The sequence below is a fragment of the Sorangium aterium genome (assembly GCF_028368935.1).
GTDB classification, from domain to species: Bacteria; Myxococcota_A; Polyangia; order Polyangiales; family Polyangiaceae; genus Sorangium; species Sorangium atrum.
Map to the genome: position 1 here is coordinate 357,585 of NZ_JAQNDK010000003.1, position 13,380 is coordinate 370,964.

11 protein-coding genes are annotated in these 13,380 nt (G+C 70.2%); 5 read left to right on the top strand and 6 right to left on the bottom strand.

From position 1 onward, the window contains the following. Window positions 1-52: 52 nt before the first annotated feature. Window positions 53-3,382, top strand: a complete 3,330-nt coding sequence (locus tag POL72_RS25720) for a DEAD/DEAH box helicase (protein ID WP_272098209.1) — start codon at window positions 53-55, stop codon at window positions 3,380-3,382. A 168-nt stretch (window positions 3,383-3,550) separates the two neighbouring features. Here the strand turns inward: POL72_RS25720 and POL72_RS25725 are convergent, their stop codons facing one another. From POL72_RS25725 to POL72_RS25735, 3 genes are read right to left on the bottom strand one after another with little or no spacing between them, the layout of a single operon-like run. Continuing rightward, window positions 3,551-4,159, bottom strand: a complete 609-nt coding sequence (locus tag POL72_RS25725) for an ExbD/TolR family protein (RefSeq protein ID WP_272098210.1) — start codon at window positions 4,157-4,159, stop codon at window positions 3,551-3,553. Next, complete coding sequence (locus POL72_RS25730; protein ID WP_272098211.1) at window positions 4,156-4,719, bottom strand: ExbD/TolR family protein; 564 nt, start codon at window positions 4,717-4,719, stop codon at window positions 4,156-4,158. Before POL72_RS25730 ends, POL72_RS25725 begins: the two co-directional genes overlap by 4 nt. Window positions 4,720-4,722: 3 nt before the next feature. Further along, complete coding sequence (locus POL72_RS25735; protein ID WP_272098212.1) at window positions 4,723-5,385, bottom strand: MotA/TolQ/ExbB proton channel family protein; 663 nt, start codon at window positions 5,383-5,385, stop codon at window positions 4,723-4,725. Window positions 5,386-6,396: 1,011 nt separating this feature from the next. On the opposite strand from POL72_RS25735, the gene POL72_RS25740 reads away from it, so the two are divergent. From POL72_RS25740 to POL72_RS25755, 4 genes are all read left to right on the top strand, one after another. Beyond that, entirely contained in the window at window positions 6,397-7,017 is a 621-nt protein-coding gene (locus tag POL72_RS25740; protein WP_231864858.1) for a MotA/TolQ/ExbB proton channel family protein, read from the top strand. 226 nt (window positions 7,018-7,243) lie between these two features. Further along, window positions 7,244-7,813, top strand: a complete 570-nt coding sequence (locus POL72_RS25745) for an ExbD/TolR family protein (RefSeq protein WP_272098213.1) — start codon at window positions 7,244-7,246, stop codon at window positions 7,811-7,813. 15 nt (window positions 7,814-7,828) lie between these two features. Continuing rightward, window positions 7,829-8,410, top strand: a complete 582-nt coding sequence (locus POL72_RS25750; protein WP_020735583.1) for an ExbD/TolR family protein — start codon at window positions 7,829-7,831, stop codon at window positions 8,408-8,410. A gap of 190 nt (window positions 8,411-8,600) precedes the next feature. Beyond that, window positions 8,601-9,605 carry a hypothetical protein gene (locus POL72_RS25755; protein WP_272098214.1) on the top strand — a complete coding sequence of 335 codons (1,005 nt, stop codon included), beginning with the start codon at window positions 8,601-8,603 and terminating at the stop codon, window positions 9,603-9,605. A gap of 154 nt (window positions 9,606-9,759) precedes the next feature. On the opposite strand, the gene POL72_RS25760 is transcribed toward POL72_RS25755, so the two are convergent. Genes POL72_RS25760 through POL72_RS25770 form a run of 3 tightly spaced genes read right to left on the bottom strand, consistent with a single transcriptional unit; the run spans window position 9,760 to window position 13,117 of the window. Further along, the gene (locus POL72_RS25760) at window positions 9,760-11,061 is read right to left on the bottom strand and encodes a glycerate kinase (RefSeq protein WP_272098215.1); all 1,302 of its coding nucleotides are present in this window, start codon (window positions 11,059-11,061) and stop codon (window positions 9,760-9,762) included. Next, on the bottom strand, window positions 11,058-11,786 hold the full coding sequence (locus tag POL72_RS25765; protein ID WP_272098216.1) for a hypothetical protein: 729 nt from the start codon (window positions 11,784-11,786) through the stop codon (window positions 11,058-11,060). Before POL72_RS25765 ends, POL72_RS25760 begins: the two co-directional genes overlap by 4 nt. Further along, window positions 11,786-13,117: an HD domain-containing protein gene (locus tag POL72_RS25770; RefSeq protein WP_272098217.1), complete on the bottom strand. Its 1,332-nt coding sequence runs from the start codon at window positions 13,115-13,117 to the stop codon at window positions 11,786-11,788. Before POL72_RS25770 ends, POL72_RS25765 begins: the two co-directional genes overlap by 1 nt. Window positions 13,118-13,380: the final 263 nt, after the last annotated feature.

Below are 13,380 nucleotides of genomic sequence, written 5' to 3' on the forward strand. Positions count from 1 at the left end.
ACCCGACCCATCCCGGCGAATAGCCGCCGCACCCGTATCCCGAGCCCACGACGTGCCGCCTCCGATCTCCGACGCACTCTCTACCCTCAGCGATCGTGGCCTGCGAAGGCTGCTTGGCGCCCGCACCTTCCTCCGCGGGCTGGAGTACTTCCGCCGCCGCGTCGTCGAGGACATCTCCATCAACGAGACGATGGCGAGCGGCACCGTCCGCGCCGCCGACTCCGAGCCGTATCCGGTCAAGGTCGAGCTCTCGCCCGATGGCATCCAGTCGCAGTGTTCCTGTCCTGCGTTCCAGAAGGCTGGGCAGCACTGCAAGCACGTCGCGGCGCTGCTCATCAGCATCCGCGACCAGGCGCGCGGCGCGCAGCCGCGGCGCGAGCCGCCGATCCCGGCGCTCGTCCCGCAGACCGCCCACGCCGGCGGCGACGCCCTGAAGCGCGTGCGCCGGCGCGACCGCCGCGGCCGCCTGGCGATCACGCCGGCGGCGCCCGTCCCGACCGTCGTCGGCACCCACGGGCCGCCGGGCTCACCCGTCGCCCTCGCGGCGCCGGTCCTGGACGCGACGGCCAAGCAGACCGGGATCGGCGCCTGGCTTCCGCCCGAGGGCGTCACCGGGGCACGGCGCGTGGAGTTCCGCCTCCACGTGCGGCAGGGGGCGCTGACGGTCACCGTCCTCGACGCCGAGGCGCGCGTCCCGGTGCTGCCCTCCGCGGCGCTCGCCTGGCAGGCGCTCTATCCGACGCCGGATCGCGACGCCCTCCGGCTGCTCGCCCGGTTCGAGAGCGGTAACCCGCGCCACCCGGCCGTCGACATCCGCGGCGAGGACGTGGCCGAGCTGCTCCCGCTGCTCGAGGGCCAGCGCGTGCTGCTCGAGCCGGCGCTGATGCAGCTCCGCTTCGGCGACGACAGCCTGCGGCCGCGCTTCGATCTCGAGACCGTCGGCGGCGACACCATCATCGTCAAGACGAGCTTCGAGCGGGGGAACGACAAGCGCCGCTTCTCGCTGCTCCAGGGCGGGTGGTTCGAGGGCTGGCCGGGCTGGCACATCGACACGCAGGAGGGGCTCGCGCGCCGCATCGACAAGCGCGTCTCCCCCGCGGCGATGCGCCGCCTGCTCCGCTCGCCGACCATCGGCGAGCCGATGAGCGAGCTGGCCCGCATCATCATGCAGGGGCTGCCCAAGATCGCGCTCGAGGTCGGCGCGGAGCTGCCCGACCTGAACCAGATCGCCGAGGTCGTCGATCTCGTGCCCACGTTCCGCATGCGCGCGGGCGGCTCGCTCATCGAGGCGCGCGTCACGCTGACCGCCGCCTACGGCGACGCCGAGGTCGCCGTGCGCGCCGACGGCATGTCGCCCCCGGTGCTCATTCAGCCGCCCGAGGAGGGGATGAAGCGCGCCCGCTGCATCCGCGTGGACATCGCCGCGCAGCAGGAGGCGGCGAGCAAGCTGCTCGCCCTCGGGCTCAAGCCGGACGAGACCGGCCAGGGCTTCATCGCGAACGGCGACCAGGCGCTCACCTTCTGGACCGAGGGGCTCGCCGAGCTCCCCGACGACTGGGACCTCTTCGTCCCCGAGGATCTCGTCGACACGCAGGTGCGCGGCAGGCCCATCGGCGTGTTCGCCAAGGTCACCTCGGGGATGGACTGGCTGAACGTCAAGCTCAGCTTCGAGAGCGAGGGCGTCGGCGTCGATCGCGACGAGCTGCGCCGCTGCCTCGCCGAGGGCAAGCGCTACGTCCGCCTCGAGGACGGGTCGTTCGCCGCGTTCGATCCCGACGCCGTGCGCGCGATGCTCGATCGCGAGGTCGAGCTGATGATGGCGGCCGGCAAGAGCGGCCGGCTGCCGCTCGCGCAGGCCGGGCGGGTGCACGAGCTGCTCCAGCACGCCAGCGGATCGAGCGTGACCGCGTCCGCGCGCGAGCTGTTCCAGAAGCTCAGCAACATCGACGAGATCGGCAGCACCAAGCGGCCCAGGAACCTGAAGGCGACGCTCCGCCCCTACCAGGAGGCGGGCCTCTCGTGGCTCAAGTTCATCCATGACATCGGCTCGGGCGGCGTGCTCGCCGACGACATGGGCCTCGGCAAGACGGTCCAGACGCTCGCCCTCCTGCTCGCCGTCAAGCAGGAGGAGAAGCACATGCGCGCGCTGATCGTCGCCCCGACGAGCGTCGTCACGAACTGGGAGCGCGAGCTCGCCCGGTTCGCGCCCTCGCTGTCGGTCGCCCTCTGGCACGGCGCCGATCGCAAGGACCAGATCGACGAGGTGAAGGCCGCGGAGGTGGTGATCACCAGCTACGCGCTCCTCCGTCGCGACGAGGATTTCCTCGCGCAGCTCGACCTGAGCTACGCCATCCTCGACGAGGCGCAGCACATCAAGAACCCGATGAGCGCCACCGCCGCGGCGGCCAAGCGGCTCCGCGCGAAGCGCCGGCTCGCGCTGACGGGCACGCCCATCGAGAACCGGCTCTCGGAGATCTGGTCCATCTTCGACTACGTCTCGCCGGGCTTGCTCGGCTCGCTCGACAAGTTCGAGGCGCGCTTCTCGCGCCCGATCGAGGCGGGCGACTACAAGACCGCGCAGCGCCTGCGCGCCGCCATCCACCCGTTCATCCTGCGCCGCACGAAGCAGGAGGTCGCCAAGGATCTTCCCGAGAAGATCGAGATGGATCAGATCTGCGATCTCACGGGCGAGCAGCGGGCGCTCTACCTGCAGGTCGCGCGCGAGGTGCGGGCGCAGGTCCTCGGCGAGGTCGAGCGCGTCGGCCTCGCGAAGAGCCAGCTGCAGATCCTCGCCGGCCTCACCCGCCTCCGGCAGGCGGCCTGCGACCCGCGGCTGCTCGGCTTGCCGCGGGAGTTCGGCGACGACGACTCGGGCAAGCTCGTCGCGGTCCGGGAGCTCATCGCGAACGCCGTCGAGGGCGGGCACAAGGTCCTCGTCTTCAGCCAGTTCGTGATGATGCTGAGGCTCATCGAGAAGGCGATGAAGGAGGATGGAGTCGCCTACGAGTACCTCGACGGCTCCACGAAGGACCGGGCGGAGCGCGTCGAGCGCTTCCAGAGCGATCCGAGCGTGCCGGTCTTCCTCATCAGCCTCAAGGCGGGCGGCACCGGCCTGAACCTCACCGCGGCCGACACGGTCATCCACTTCGATCCGTGGTGGAACCCGGCGGTCGAGCAGCAGGCCACGGACCGCGCCCACCGCATCGGTCAGACGAAGGTGGTGACGGCCTATCGGCTCATCGCCGAGGGCACGATCGAGGAGAAGATCCTGCTGCTCAAGGACAAGAAGCGCCAGCTCGTCGCGTCCGTCCTCAGCGAGGACGCCGGCGGCGCGAAGAAGCTCACCAAGGCCGACCTGGAAGAGCTGTTCGCGGTGGACTGAACGAACGACGGCGCGCAGGGGGAGCGCGCCGGTCGCGGAGCACCGGCCGATCCATGGGGGCGCGCAGGGGAGCGCGCCCCTCCCTCATGGGAGCACGGGTGGATCCATGACGGCGCTCGGAGTGGCCGTCATGGGGGGCTTTGGGCACCGCAGGGCGGGGAAGGATGGCTACGGCTTGCGGCTGCCGCTCAGGACCATCAGGTGGTACTTGCCGAACTCGCTCTGCCCCAGGGTGAACAGGACCTCGATCAGGAGGCGGTACGGCGTGGTCGCGTCGGCGACGATGATCGCCTCCGACGACGACGGATCGAGCCCCTTCGCCGCGCGAATGGCTTTGTCCGTCTCGCGCGCGTGGGACAGGGCGTTCGCCAGCGGCACGATGTAGAGATCGTTCGGCCCGCTGCGCTTGTACTTTGCGTCGACGCCCGACTGCGCGAGCTGCTCGCGGTTGGGCAGCATGACGATCGGGGTCGGATCCTCGCCGACCAGGATCTGCGACTTCGAGACGATGACGACCACACCCTCCTGGGAGGGCTCGGCCTGCATCACCGACTTCGGCAGGGTGAGATCCTTCGACTGCGGGATGGATGCCGCCGACGATCCAACGCTCTTCAGCAAGAAGACGAGGATGATCGTCATCAGGTCGAGCATCGCCGTGATGTTCAAGAAGTCGATCTCGGGCTCCCGCCGGTTCCTTCGGATCGCCTTCCGGAGGGCCGCTTTGTAGCGGACGACGCTCGCCCTCGGCCGCGGGGCAGGTCGCTGCTCGGCGCTCATCGGGCCACCCCGAAGTGGACCTCCGGGAACAGCACCTCCCCGTCGTCGCTCCTCAGCGCATCCATCACGTCGATGATCGTCTTGTAGTCGATGCCCGGGTTCGCCGTGATCGTCACCTGCGTCTCCTCTTTGAACTCGGAGCGGGCGTTCTTGAGGCGCTTCGCGCACGCCGTGAGGGCGGGATAGTCATAGCCATCGTTCACCTTCGGCACCGTGACCCCGCCGCCCACGTCCTGGCAGCCGGTCGCGATGTTGCCGCTCGACGTCTTCAGCGAGATCCCCTGGCTGGTGATGAACGCGGAGAGGTTCAACGCCTTGCTGGAGAGCTCGCTGCGCACCTTGCCCCCGCCGATGGAAGGCGGCGTCGTGTCGATTGACGACACGAATGTCACCGACACGCTGGCGAGCACGAAGATGAGGATGTTCGTGATGATGTCGAGGTACGGAACGACGTTGAGCTCGCCGGCCTCCTCCCCGGCTTCGGGCTCCTTGGGCTGCGACAGGCGCCGGATCTTCGATCGCTGCGCCGAGCTGAGCGGGACGTCTTGCGGGTCCGCCATGGGCTAGTAGCCAGGCTTGCTGCTGATCGTGAGCAGGTTGAACACGCGCTCCGTCGTCGACTCGAGATCGTGCTGGATGTTCTTGGAGCGGGTGTGGAGGAGCACGTGCGCGATCATGCACACCACCGCGATGGCGAGGCCGAACGCCGTGTTGTACATGGCCTCCGCGATGCCGTTCGAGAGCATCCGCTGCTTGTCGGCCTGCGAGAGGCCCTGGGCGGCGATGGAGGCGAACGTGTTGATCAGGCCGGAGACCGTCCCGATGAGGCCGATCAGCGTCGCGATGTTCGCGAGCGACCACAGGGCGCCGATGCGCTTCTCCACGGCCGGCTTCAGCTCGGACAGCTTCTCGCTGAGGGCGGCGTCGATCTCGTCGGCCCCCTTGTTCGCGTGGGTCAGGCCGGCCTTGACGAGCTGCAGGATCGGATAGTCGCTCGCGTCGCAGAGCTTGATGGCGCGGTCGATGTTGCCGGCCGCCACCAGCTTCTTGACCTGCGCGAAGAACTCCTTGGAGTTCACGCGGTAGCGTCCGAGCTGGAACGCGGTTCGTTCGATGATGATGGTCACCACGACCGCGGAGACGACCAGGTTCGCGATCAGGAAGGTCGGATTGTGTTTGATGGCCTCCCACATCCCACCTTCGCCACCACCCTCGGCCGCCAACATCAGCAGATGACGCATCCTCGAAGTCCCTTTCTCAGCGTCGTCAGAAGCCCGACAATCTCCAGGCGCGGCGACTATAACTGCCGCCCGATCCCGTGCGCAAGCTCGGCGATGCTGCCGCGCCCCGAGCCGCGAGGCCGGGATCGCCGAAAATCCCCGCAAGAACCAGCGTATCTCACGGCGAGCTCACCCCGGCCACGCGGACGGGCGCCGGCGGTGTCGAGGCCGGACAGGGAGGTCCGGAGACCCCTGAATCGCCCGGACCGCCGGCGTCCGAGCGGGCCACCGTGCTCCGCCATGCCGCGTCCCCCGGGGCGGATGAGCCGCTGCGCTCGCTCTCGGGTGATGCGGCTCGCGCTGCCGCGCCGCGCGATCGGGCCGGCGGTGGTCATGCGGGCGCTGCGCCCCCTGAAATTCGCGGGATCTGCCGCATGTCGACCCGCATCGCGCCCGGCCGATCATGACATAACCCCGCGATTGTTGTAAAGTTTTGCCCGTATCAGAGCGCTCACGTGTGGCCAAATCTCTCTTGACGGCGCCGGGTCTCAATCGCGAAGATGCGCGAGTCCCCCGGGCGCGTCGGCGTAGCTCGGCCACAAGGCGGCACGCTCTGCGGTGAACGGGGAGCCGCGCCCAGAGCCATGAAGGGCCCCTGGCGCGACGACGCGAAGTCAGTCTTGGACGACAGGTGGGAGAGCTGGGACGGCGCAGGGCGCCGGCACCAGAAGAGACGATCAGGACTCTTGCAGAGGTCAGCGCCGCTCGGCTAGCGTCCCGTGGGCATCTCGCCAGAGAGCGACAGCAGCACGCCGTCCACGGCCAGCGCCGCCAAGCAAAAACAGGCCTCTCATCCGTCTTTACGTGTGAGTGAAAGACTGCCGCCCCTCGGCAACACGAGTCTGACAAAGGGAACCGATCGAGTTGCGCGAAACCTCATCCCGGGGACGCGAGGCGAACTGGAGGACAGAAGCAATGCACGGAGCGTATGAAGCTTTCAAAGAGGGTGGGTGGGGTATGTGGCCCATCCTGTTCTGGTCGATCCTCACGATCGGCATCATCGTCGAACGCGCCCTCTACCTGTTCGGCTCGTCCATCAACAAGGACGTCTTTCTCGCCACCATGCAGAAGTGCATCCTGGCGGGTGACGTTGCCAAGGCCGTGAAGATGTGTTCGGCGGCGAACGCCCCGCTCGCCCGCATCGTCCAGGCTGGCCTCGTCAAGGTGAACCGTCCCGACGAGGAGGTCCAGGCGGCGATGGACGAGGCGGCTCTCCGCGAGCTGCCGAAGATCTCGGCGCGCACCTCGTACCTCGCGCTGCTCGCGAACCTCGCGATGCTCTCGGGCCTCCTCGGGACCGTGACGGGCCTCATCAAGTCGTTCGGCTCCGTCGCCGGCGAGTCGGTCGACCCCAGCCAGAAGGCCCGCGTGCTCGCGCTCGGGATCTCCGAGGCCATGAACTGCACCGCCTTCGGCCTCGGCGTGGCCATCATCGGCCTCATCGGCTTCGCCGTGCTGAACGGCAAGACGCAGCACATCGAGGACGACATCAACGAGGCGTCGGTGCAGATCCTCAACCTCGTCGTCGCGAACCGTCAGAAGGTGAATGTCGCAGCAGTAGGTCAGGCGGCTGCCTGATGGTCCTCGGCGGGCCCGGGTCGTCGAGCGCCCTTCGCGCGCGATGCAGCCTGGGCCCGCTCTCGCGCCTCGAAGCCCCCGACGGCGGCTTCCGCCGCCGGGGCCCCGGGAACTTCGGAAGAGCGACGAAGTCAGACCCAGCATGGTGGCCCACCGCGAGCTGCGGGCAGGGCGTTCCCCGGAACAACTTGGATAGGTGAGCTCAGGCTCACGTTGGGAAGGCAATATGGGCGGCGTAGACGTCGGCGACGGTGGCGGCAAGAAGCGGTCGACGAACAGCGATATCAACATGATCCCGTTCATCGACCTGCTGATGGTCACGATTGCATTCCTGTTGATCACGGCGGTCTGGGTCACCAACTCGCGCATGAACGCGGACGCCCAGGTCCCTGGCCCTCCGGACCCGAACAAGGAGCTCACCCCGCAGACGCCGGAGAAGGTGCTGAACCTGCACATCGGCGAGAGCGAGTTCGGGCTCGTGTGGAAGCAGGGCGCGACGGTGGTCAACGAGGTCAAGGTCAACAAGTCACCCGTCGAGATCGGCGAGGCGGGCTCGAAGATCGTCCGCTACCCCGAGCTGGCGAAGCGGATCGAGGAGGAGTGGAAGACCCACGGCGGCCACCGGGACCCGAGCGACAAGAAGCTCGACCAGGCCATCCTCCACACCGACAACCGGACGCCCTTCAAGGAGATCGTCGCGGTGCTCGACGCGCTCTACGCGCCCAAGCGCGAGATGCGGCTGCCCGATGGGAACAAGCAGGTCCCCGTGTTCAACATGACGTTCTCGGTCCGCTGAGGCAGGAGCGCGCACATGGATAGGTTCAATCCGAAGCACCACAAGAACCCCCACGCCCACGTGATCCACCAGCCGGGCCGCCGGCTGATGAAGGGCGTGCCGCTCCGGTTCGTGTGGAACAAGGTGTCCGGGCACGGCGCTCGCAGCCCGAACGCGGGGCTCAACCTCGTGAGCTTCATCGACTTCCTCGTCGTGACCGTGATCTTCCTCCTGATGTCCTTCTCGGCGTCGGGCGAGATCGCCGTCGACAAGAACGTCAAGCTCCCGAAGGCGGAGAACGTCGAGGACGTCATCGACGCGCCGATGGTCGCCGTGAACGGCAACCAGATCCTCGTCGACGGCGCCCTTGCCGGGTCGACCCGCGCGATCGAGGAGCTCGGGCGGCTTCAGAAGATCGACGAGCTCTTCAACCTGCTCAAGAACAAGCGCGAGCTGTGGAAGCAGGTGCAGCCGAACAAGCCGTTCCCCGGCGTGTGCATCCTCCAGGTCGATCAGAACGTGCCCGCGCTGGTCGTGAAGAGCGTGTTCCAGACCGCGGCGTTCGCCGGTTACCCGAACGTCAGCTTCATGGTCAGCAAGCTCCCGAAGTCGCAGTGATCCCCGCTTCTTGACCTATCGAGCACAGAAGGATGGGGCACGCCGGGCGACCCCCGGCGGCCTCGGTCACCATGGAACGTGGTGGCTCCAGCGGCGCGCTCGGCGCGGCCTTCGCCTCTACGCGGCTCGCGTGGAGGAGGCTGCCTTGCTCGGGTGATCGGGCTGGGGCCTCCTGCGTGGAGCCTCTGCTATGTCCTCTGAACAGCCGCCCCGCGAGCGCGGCTTGCCGTCGGTCTACAAGGCGCGCGAGGCGCGCTCCAAGATGCGCTGGCCCCCGGCGAAGTTCTGGGGTTACACGGCCCTCGTCCTGGCGGTCTCGGCGATCCTCCACTGGAAGTGGTCGCAGGGGCAGATGGAGAGCGCGCGCCAGAAGCTGATGGCGCGCCAGCGCGCGGTCGCCGTCGAGCTCGGCCCGCGCTGGTTCCCCATGCGCGAGCGCGTGGAGGGCTGGACCCTCGATCTGGCGCGGAGCGCTGGCGCCGATCTCGTGGATCGGGAAGCGCTCAAGACGTGGAATTTCCGTGAGCTTGCGGGTATTTACCTCCGCCTCCGGGTGGACGAGGCCACGGGCGTCGACGCCGTCCGGAAGAACGCGCAGCAGTCGCTCCGCGACGCGTTCACCGCGTGTCTCTTGCGTGTGCCGAACCCGAACCCGCTGGCCGGCGCGGAGTGCAAGCGCACGCGGGACTGCCCCGCGGGCGAGTACTGCAACGAGGCCGAGCGCTGTTCCAGGCCCGCGCAGCCCTTCAACCTGCGCGTCGCCTACCGGACCATGCAGGTCCTCTCGGACGAGTGGGTGCGTGACGCACAGGATGCCTCGAGCGAGCTCCGCCTGCGGCTGCTGGAGTCCAGCTTCGAGGACACGATCCGAGACGATGTCCCGCTCGCGGCGGAGCTCCTCACGCGGGCGCAGTATTACCTCCTCGTCCTCGACGAGCCGGCCGAGGGGGCGGCGAGCACCGAGGCGCTGCTCGGCGTGCCGCACATGGCGCGGGTCGGGGTGTGGCGGCTGTCGGACGGCAAGCCCATCCTGCGGGTGCGCCGCGAAGCGAGCGGCAATCTCATCGGCGGGACGCCCTCGATCGAGGGGAGCGTGCTCGATGCGCGGCAGCGGCAGGCGAACAGCTGCGCGCTCGCTCTCGCGGTGCGCGAGGCGATGGGCGACACGACGGCCGCTGTCGCCGAGCCGCAGTGAGGGCGCGCCGCCCCCGGGGCGTCCATCCCGCTCATCGCGCCTGCGCGCGCCAGCTCGCGTCGTAGTCCGCGCTGCGGCGTGAGTTCACGCGGCTGTGCGTTGCCGCGTGAGCTCATGCGCGCCGCCGCGCCTCAGCGCGCGTTGCCGCGTGAGCTCACGCGTGCGCGCCTCTCTGGAAGTCTCGCGCAACGATGTGCAGGTCCGTGAGGTTGTGACCTGTCGGCCCGGTCTCGACACGCGTGCCGAGCGCGCGATGAACGACGGCGTCGTCGAAGCGCGCGAGCGCCGCGTCGATCGCGCGGTCGTCCATCGCGGCAGCTCCGGCGCCGCGGGCGACGGCCGCCCCCGCGGCGCCGGAGCTGCCGTCGACGCCGTCGGAGGCCGCGCAGAGGAGCGCGACGTCGGGCGGCAAGCGGCGCAGGGCGGCGAGCGCGATCCATCCTGCGCGGCCGCCGGCGCCGCGGTGGGCCGGCAGCGCCAGCGTCGGCTCGCAGGGGATCACAGCGGCTTCGCCGGGAGCGAGGGTGCGCGCGAGCGCGAGGCGGCGCTCCACGATCGTGCGCGCATCGCCGTCCTCGGCGGGGGCGGCGGCGGCGCGGAGCCCTGTCCTGTCGGCGAGGGCCGCCGCCACACGCTCGGCGAGCTTGTCCGGATCGGCGAGCACGCGCGCTTCCAGCAGGCGCGCGTCCGCTGGCTTCAGCGACTCGCTGAGCGCGGGCGTGAGCCGCGCGAACCGGGGAGCCCAGCGCTCGAGGGCGGCGAGCGCCTCCTCCAGGCGCGTCGGGTCCGGGACGGTGGGGCCCGAGCCGACGTCGTGCGGGAGTCCACCCACGACGTCGCTCATGAGCAGCGTCAGCACGCGCGCCGGGACCGCCGCCGCCGCGAGCCGCCCACCCTTGATCCGCGACAGGTGGCGGCGAACGAGGTTGACGTCCTGGATCGGCGCGCCTGCTTCCAGGAGCTCTGCGACGACGGCCTGCTTGTCCGCGAGGGACACGCCCGGAGGCGGCGCGGCGATCAGCGCCGACGCGCCGCCGGACAGGAGGGCGATCAGGAGATCCTCGGGCCCGAGCGCGGCCGCGATGGCGAGGGCCGCTTCGGCCGCGTCGACGCTGCGCGCGTCGGGGATGGGGTGCGCCGCGCGCATCACGCGCAGCGGGCGCAGCGCGGTCTCCTCGGGGTCGGTCGGCGATGTCGTCTCATCGCGCGCGGCGAGCGCCGGGGCCGCGACCGTGATGACGAGCCCTCCGGCGATCCTGTCACCCCAGCGGCGGAGCGCCCCCCGGGCCATCCCGGGCGCCGCCTTCCCCGCCGCGATCACGAACACGCGGCCGCGGTGCGCTCCGGCCTCGGCGTCGAGCGCGCGCTCGACGAGCCCTGCTGGGTCGAGCTCCGTCAGCCCGGCGCGGAACGCGGCCACCAGCGCCGCGCGCAGCTCGCCGAGCGCAGCGCTCAACGGGTCCTCGCGCCAACCACGCCGCGCTGCACCGCCGCCCGGGCGGGGGCACGATCGCCTGCGTCGACGAGGTGCGCGCGGAGCACGTGGTGCCAGCCCAGCGTGACCGACACCATCGCCCGCTGCGCGTCGCGCGGGCCCTCGTCGCCCGAGAGCTCCGGCCCGCGGAAGCGGAGCGCACCCCGCACGCCGAGGAACGGGCCCGTGGCGTCTCCCAGGAGCGGCACGTCGAGCGACAGCGAGAGCTCGAGCCCGGGCTCTGCGGCGAGCCCTGCTCCCGGCGGCGCTTCCCAGAACGAGCCCACGCCGAGCGCGACGGAATCGATGAAGAGGTCGAGCCAGGGCGCGCTGCGCTCGAGATCGCTCGCATAGCGGGCGAGGAAGAGCGGCTGGATGAAGACGCCGCCCGCGATCGAGCGCGCGACGGGAGCCCCGTCTGCGCCGAGCGCGTCGGTGTAGTGCGCATACAGGCCGGCGGTCGAGAGGTACACCGCGGCGCCGCGCGCGCAGAGCGCCGGACCGCCGTCCGCGAACGAGGCGCCAGCGCCCGCGCGCAGATCGAGGTCTCCGTCCAGCCGGCCGTACGCCCCATCGCCCTCCGCGTGCGCCGTGGACGCCCCCGCGAGCGCCGCGAGCGCTGCAATACCGGCGACTGCTCTGGTGATGGCGCGGCGCGCGCGCGCGGGCTCGGACGATCCCCGGGCGGCCTTGTTCCTGGTGGTCATCAGCGTATCAGCGCCTCCCGCACCGTATCCCGCAGCTCGGGCGCGAAGAGGATCCGGGTGCGCGTCATCGTCTCGTTGCGCAGCCGATCCAGCAAGAAGGACACCTCGGCGGGGCGCCGCGGGCGCCCTTTGGAGTAGACGACCATGAGCGACTCGTCCTCGGCGTAGGGCGTGTCCTCGGCGACGTCGACGCCGACGTACACATCCGGGTCGAGCCCGCCGCTCTGCGCGATCTCTCGCACGGTCTCCAGCGCCGCCGCGCGCCGGGCGTCGCGCTCGGCCGGCGACTCGCCGGGCTCCGGGAACAGCTCGACCGACTTGAAGAGCGAACGCACGCGCAGGCGGCGGGCGAGATCGGACAGCACGGGATCGGGCGCCGCCTCCCACGCGTGGATGGCCCCGAGCAGCACCTGATCGTCGAGCTCGAGGTACTGCTCCAGGGTGGGCATCTCGCCGACGGCCATCGCGGCGACCGCGGCGGGGACCTCGGGGATCCGGTCCCCGGCGGCGAGGCGGGCGACGACGCGCCGGAGGATGGCGCCGATCATCCACTCCGCGCTGCGCGTCGTCTTGTGGAAATAGACCTGTTGAAACATGAAGAAGCGGGCGAGCAGGAACGACTCTATCGCGCTCATCCCCTTCGTCCCGTCGATGGCGAGCGCGGGCGCTGGCGGGGCGGACGCGGCGCCGCCGCCGGGCATCTCCACCTGGACGTCGCTGAACCTGAGGCTGCGGAGCAGCCACGGCAGGTCGTACTCGCCGTACCTGACGCCCGTCGCGTGCGCGTCGCGGAGCAGGTAGTCGCAGCGATCGACGTCAAAGGTCCCGCTCACCGCCTTGGCGAGGTACGGCAGCTCGTGCCGTCCGCCGATGAGGTCGGCGACCCGCTGCGGGAGGTAGGGATCCTGGCGCACGAGCACCTGGTGCACGTCCGAGGACGGGTCGAGCAGGATGCGCTCGGTCCAGCGCTCGTGGTGGAGCGCTCCCGGCATGGCCTCCTCGAAGAGATGCGACAGCGGGCCGTGGCCGAGATCGTGCAGGAACGCTGCGGCGATCGCGTCGCGCGCGCGGTCGCTGGTCACTCTCTGCCAGAACGGAAGGTCGCGATCGATCTGACGGAGCCTCGCGATCAGGCGGCGCATCACGTGAGCGGCCCCGAGCGCGTGCGAGAAGCGGGTGTGCTCGGCGCCTGGGAAGGCGAGCGACGTCAGCCCGAGCTGACGGATGCGCCGCAGCCGCTGCACCTCGCGAGCGCCGAGCAGGCGCGGAACGATGGCCGCTTCGCCGCTCTCGAACTCGATCAAGCCGTGGACCGGGTCGCGCAGAATCAAGATGGGTCTCCACTCGACGCCATGGGCGCAAACGGCGCCGGGTCACTCAGGAGTCGCCTGATGGCGTCGATCCGCGGGCGTGTGCGCGGGGGAGAGGGCTCATTGCTTCGGGCGTGCGGTGTGGAGCACAGCATGGTGCGCCTCGAACAGGGGCGGGAAATCAAGGAGGTGTGCGACGTTCCCACGTGGGCCCGCGGGAAGGCAAGCGCGGCTCGTCGCCGAGCCTTCTTCGTGAGCGATCCAGCGAGCCGGTCAGCTCCCCC

Coding starts and splice junctions, on each gene's coding strand:
- POL72_RS25725 (WP_272098210.1), bottom strand. CDS start 4,159: ATGAGCGCCGAGCAGCGACCTGCCCCGCGGCCGAGGGCGAGCGTCGTC.
- POL72_RS25730 (WP_272098211.1), bottom strand. CDS start 4,719: ATGGCGGACCCGCAAGACGTCCCGCTCAGCTCGGCGCAGCGATCGAAG.
- POL72_RS25735 (WP_272098212.1), bottom strand. CDS start 5,385: ATGTTGGCGGCCGAGGGTGGTGGCGAAGGTGGGATGTGGGAGGCCATC.
- POL72_RS25740 (WP_231864858.1), top strand. CDS start 6,397: ATGTGGCCCATCCTGTTCTGGTCGATCCTCACGATCGGCATCATCGTC.
- POL72_RS25745 (WP_272098213.1), top strand. CDS start 7,244: ATGGGCGGCGTAGACGTCGGCGACGGTGGCGGCAAGAAGCGGTCGACG.
- POL72_RS25750 (WP_020735583.1), top strand. CDS start 7,829: ATGGATAGGTTCAATCCGAAGCACCACAAGAACCCCCACGCCCACGTG.
- POL72_RS25755 (WP_272098214.1), top strand. CDS start 8,601: ATGTCCTCTGAACAGCCGCCCCGCGAGCGCGGCTTGCCGTCGGTCTAC.
- POL72_RS25765 (WP_272098216.1), bottom strand. CDS start 11,786: ATGACCACCAGGAACAAGGCCGCCCGGGGATCGTCCGAGCCCGCGCGC.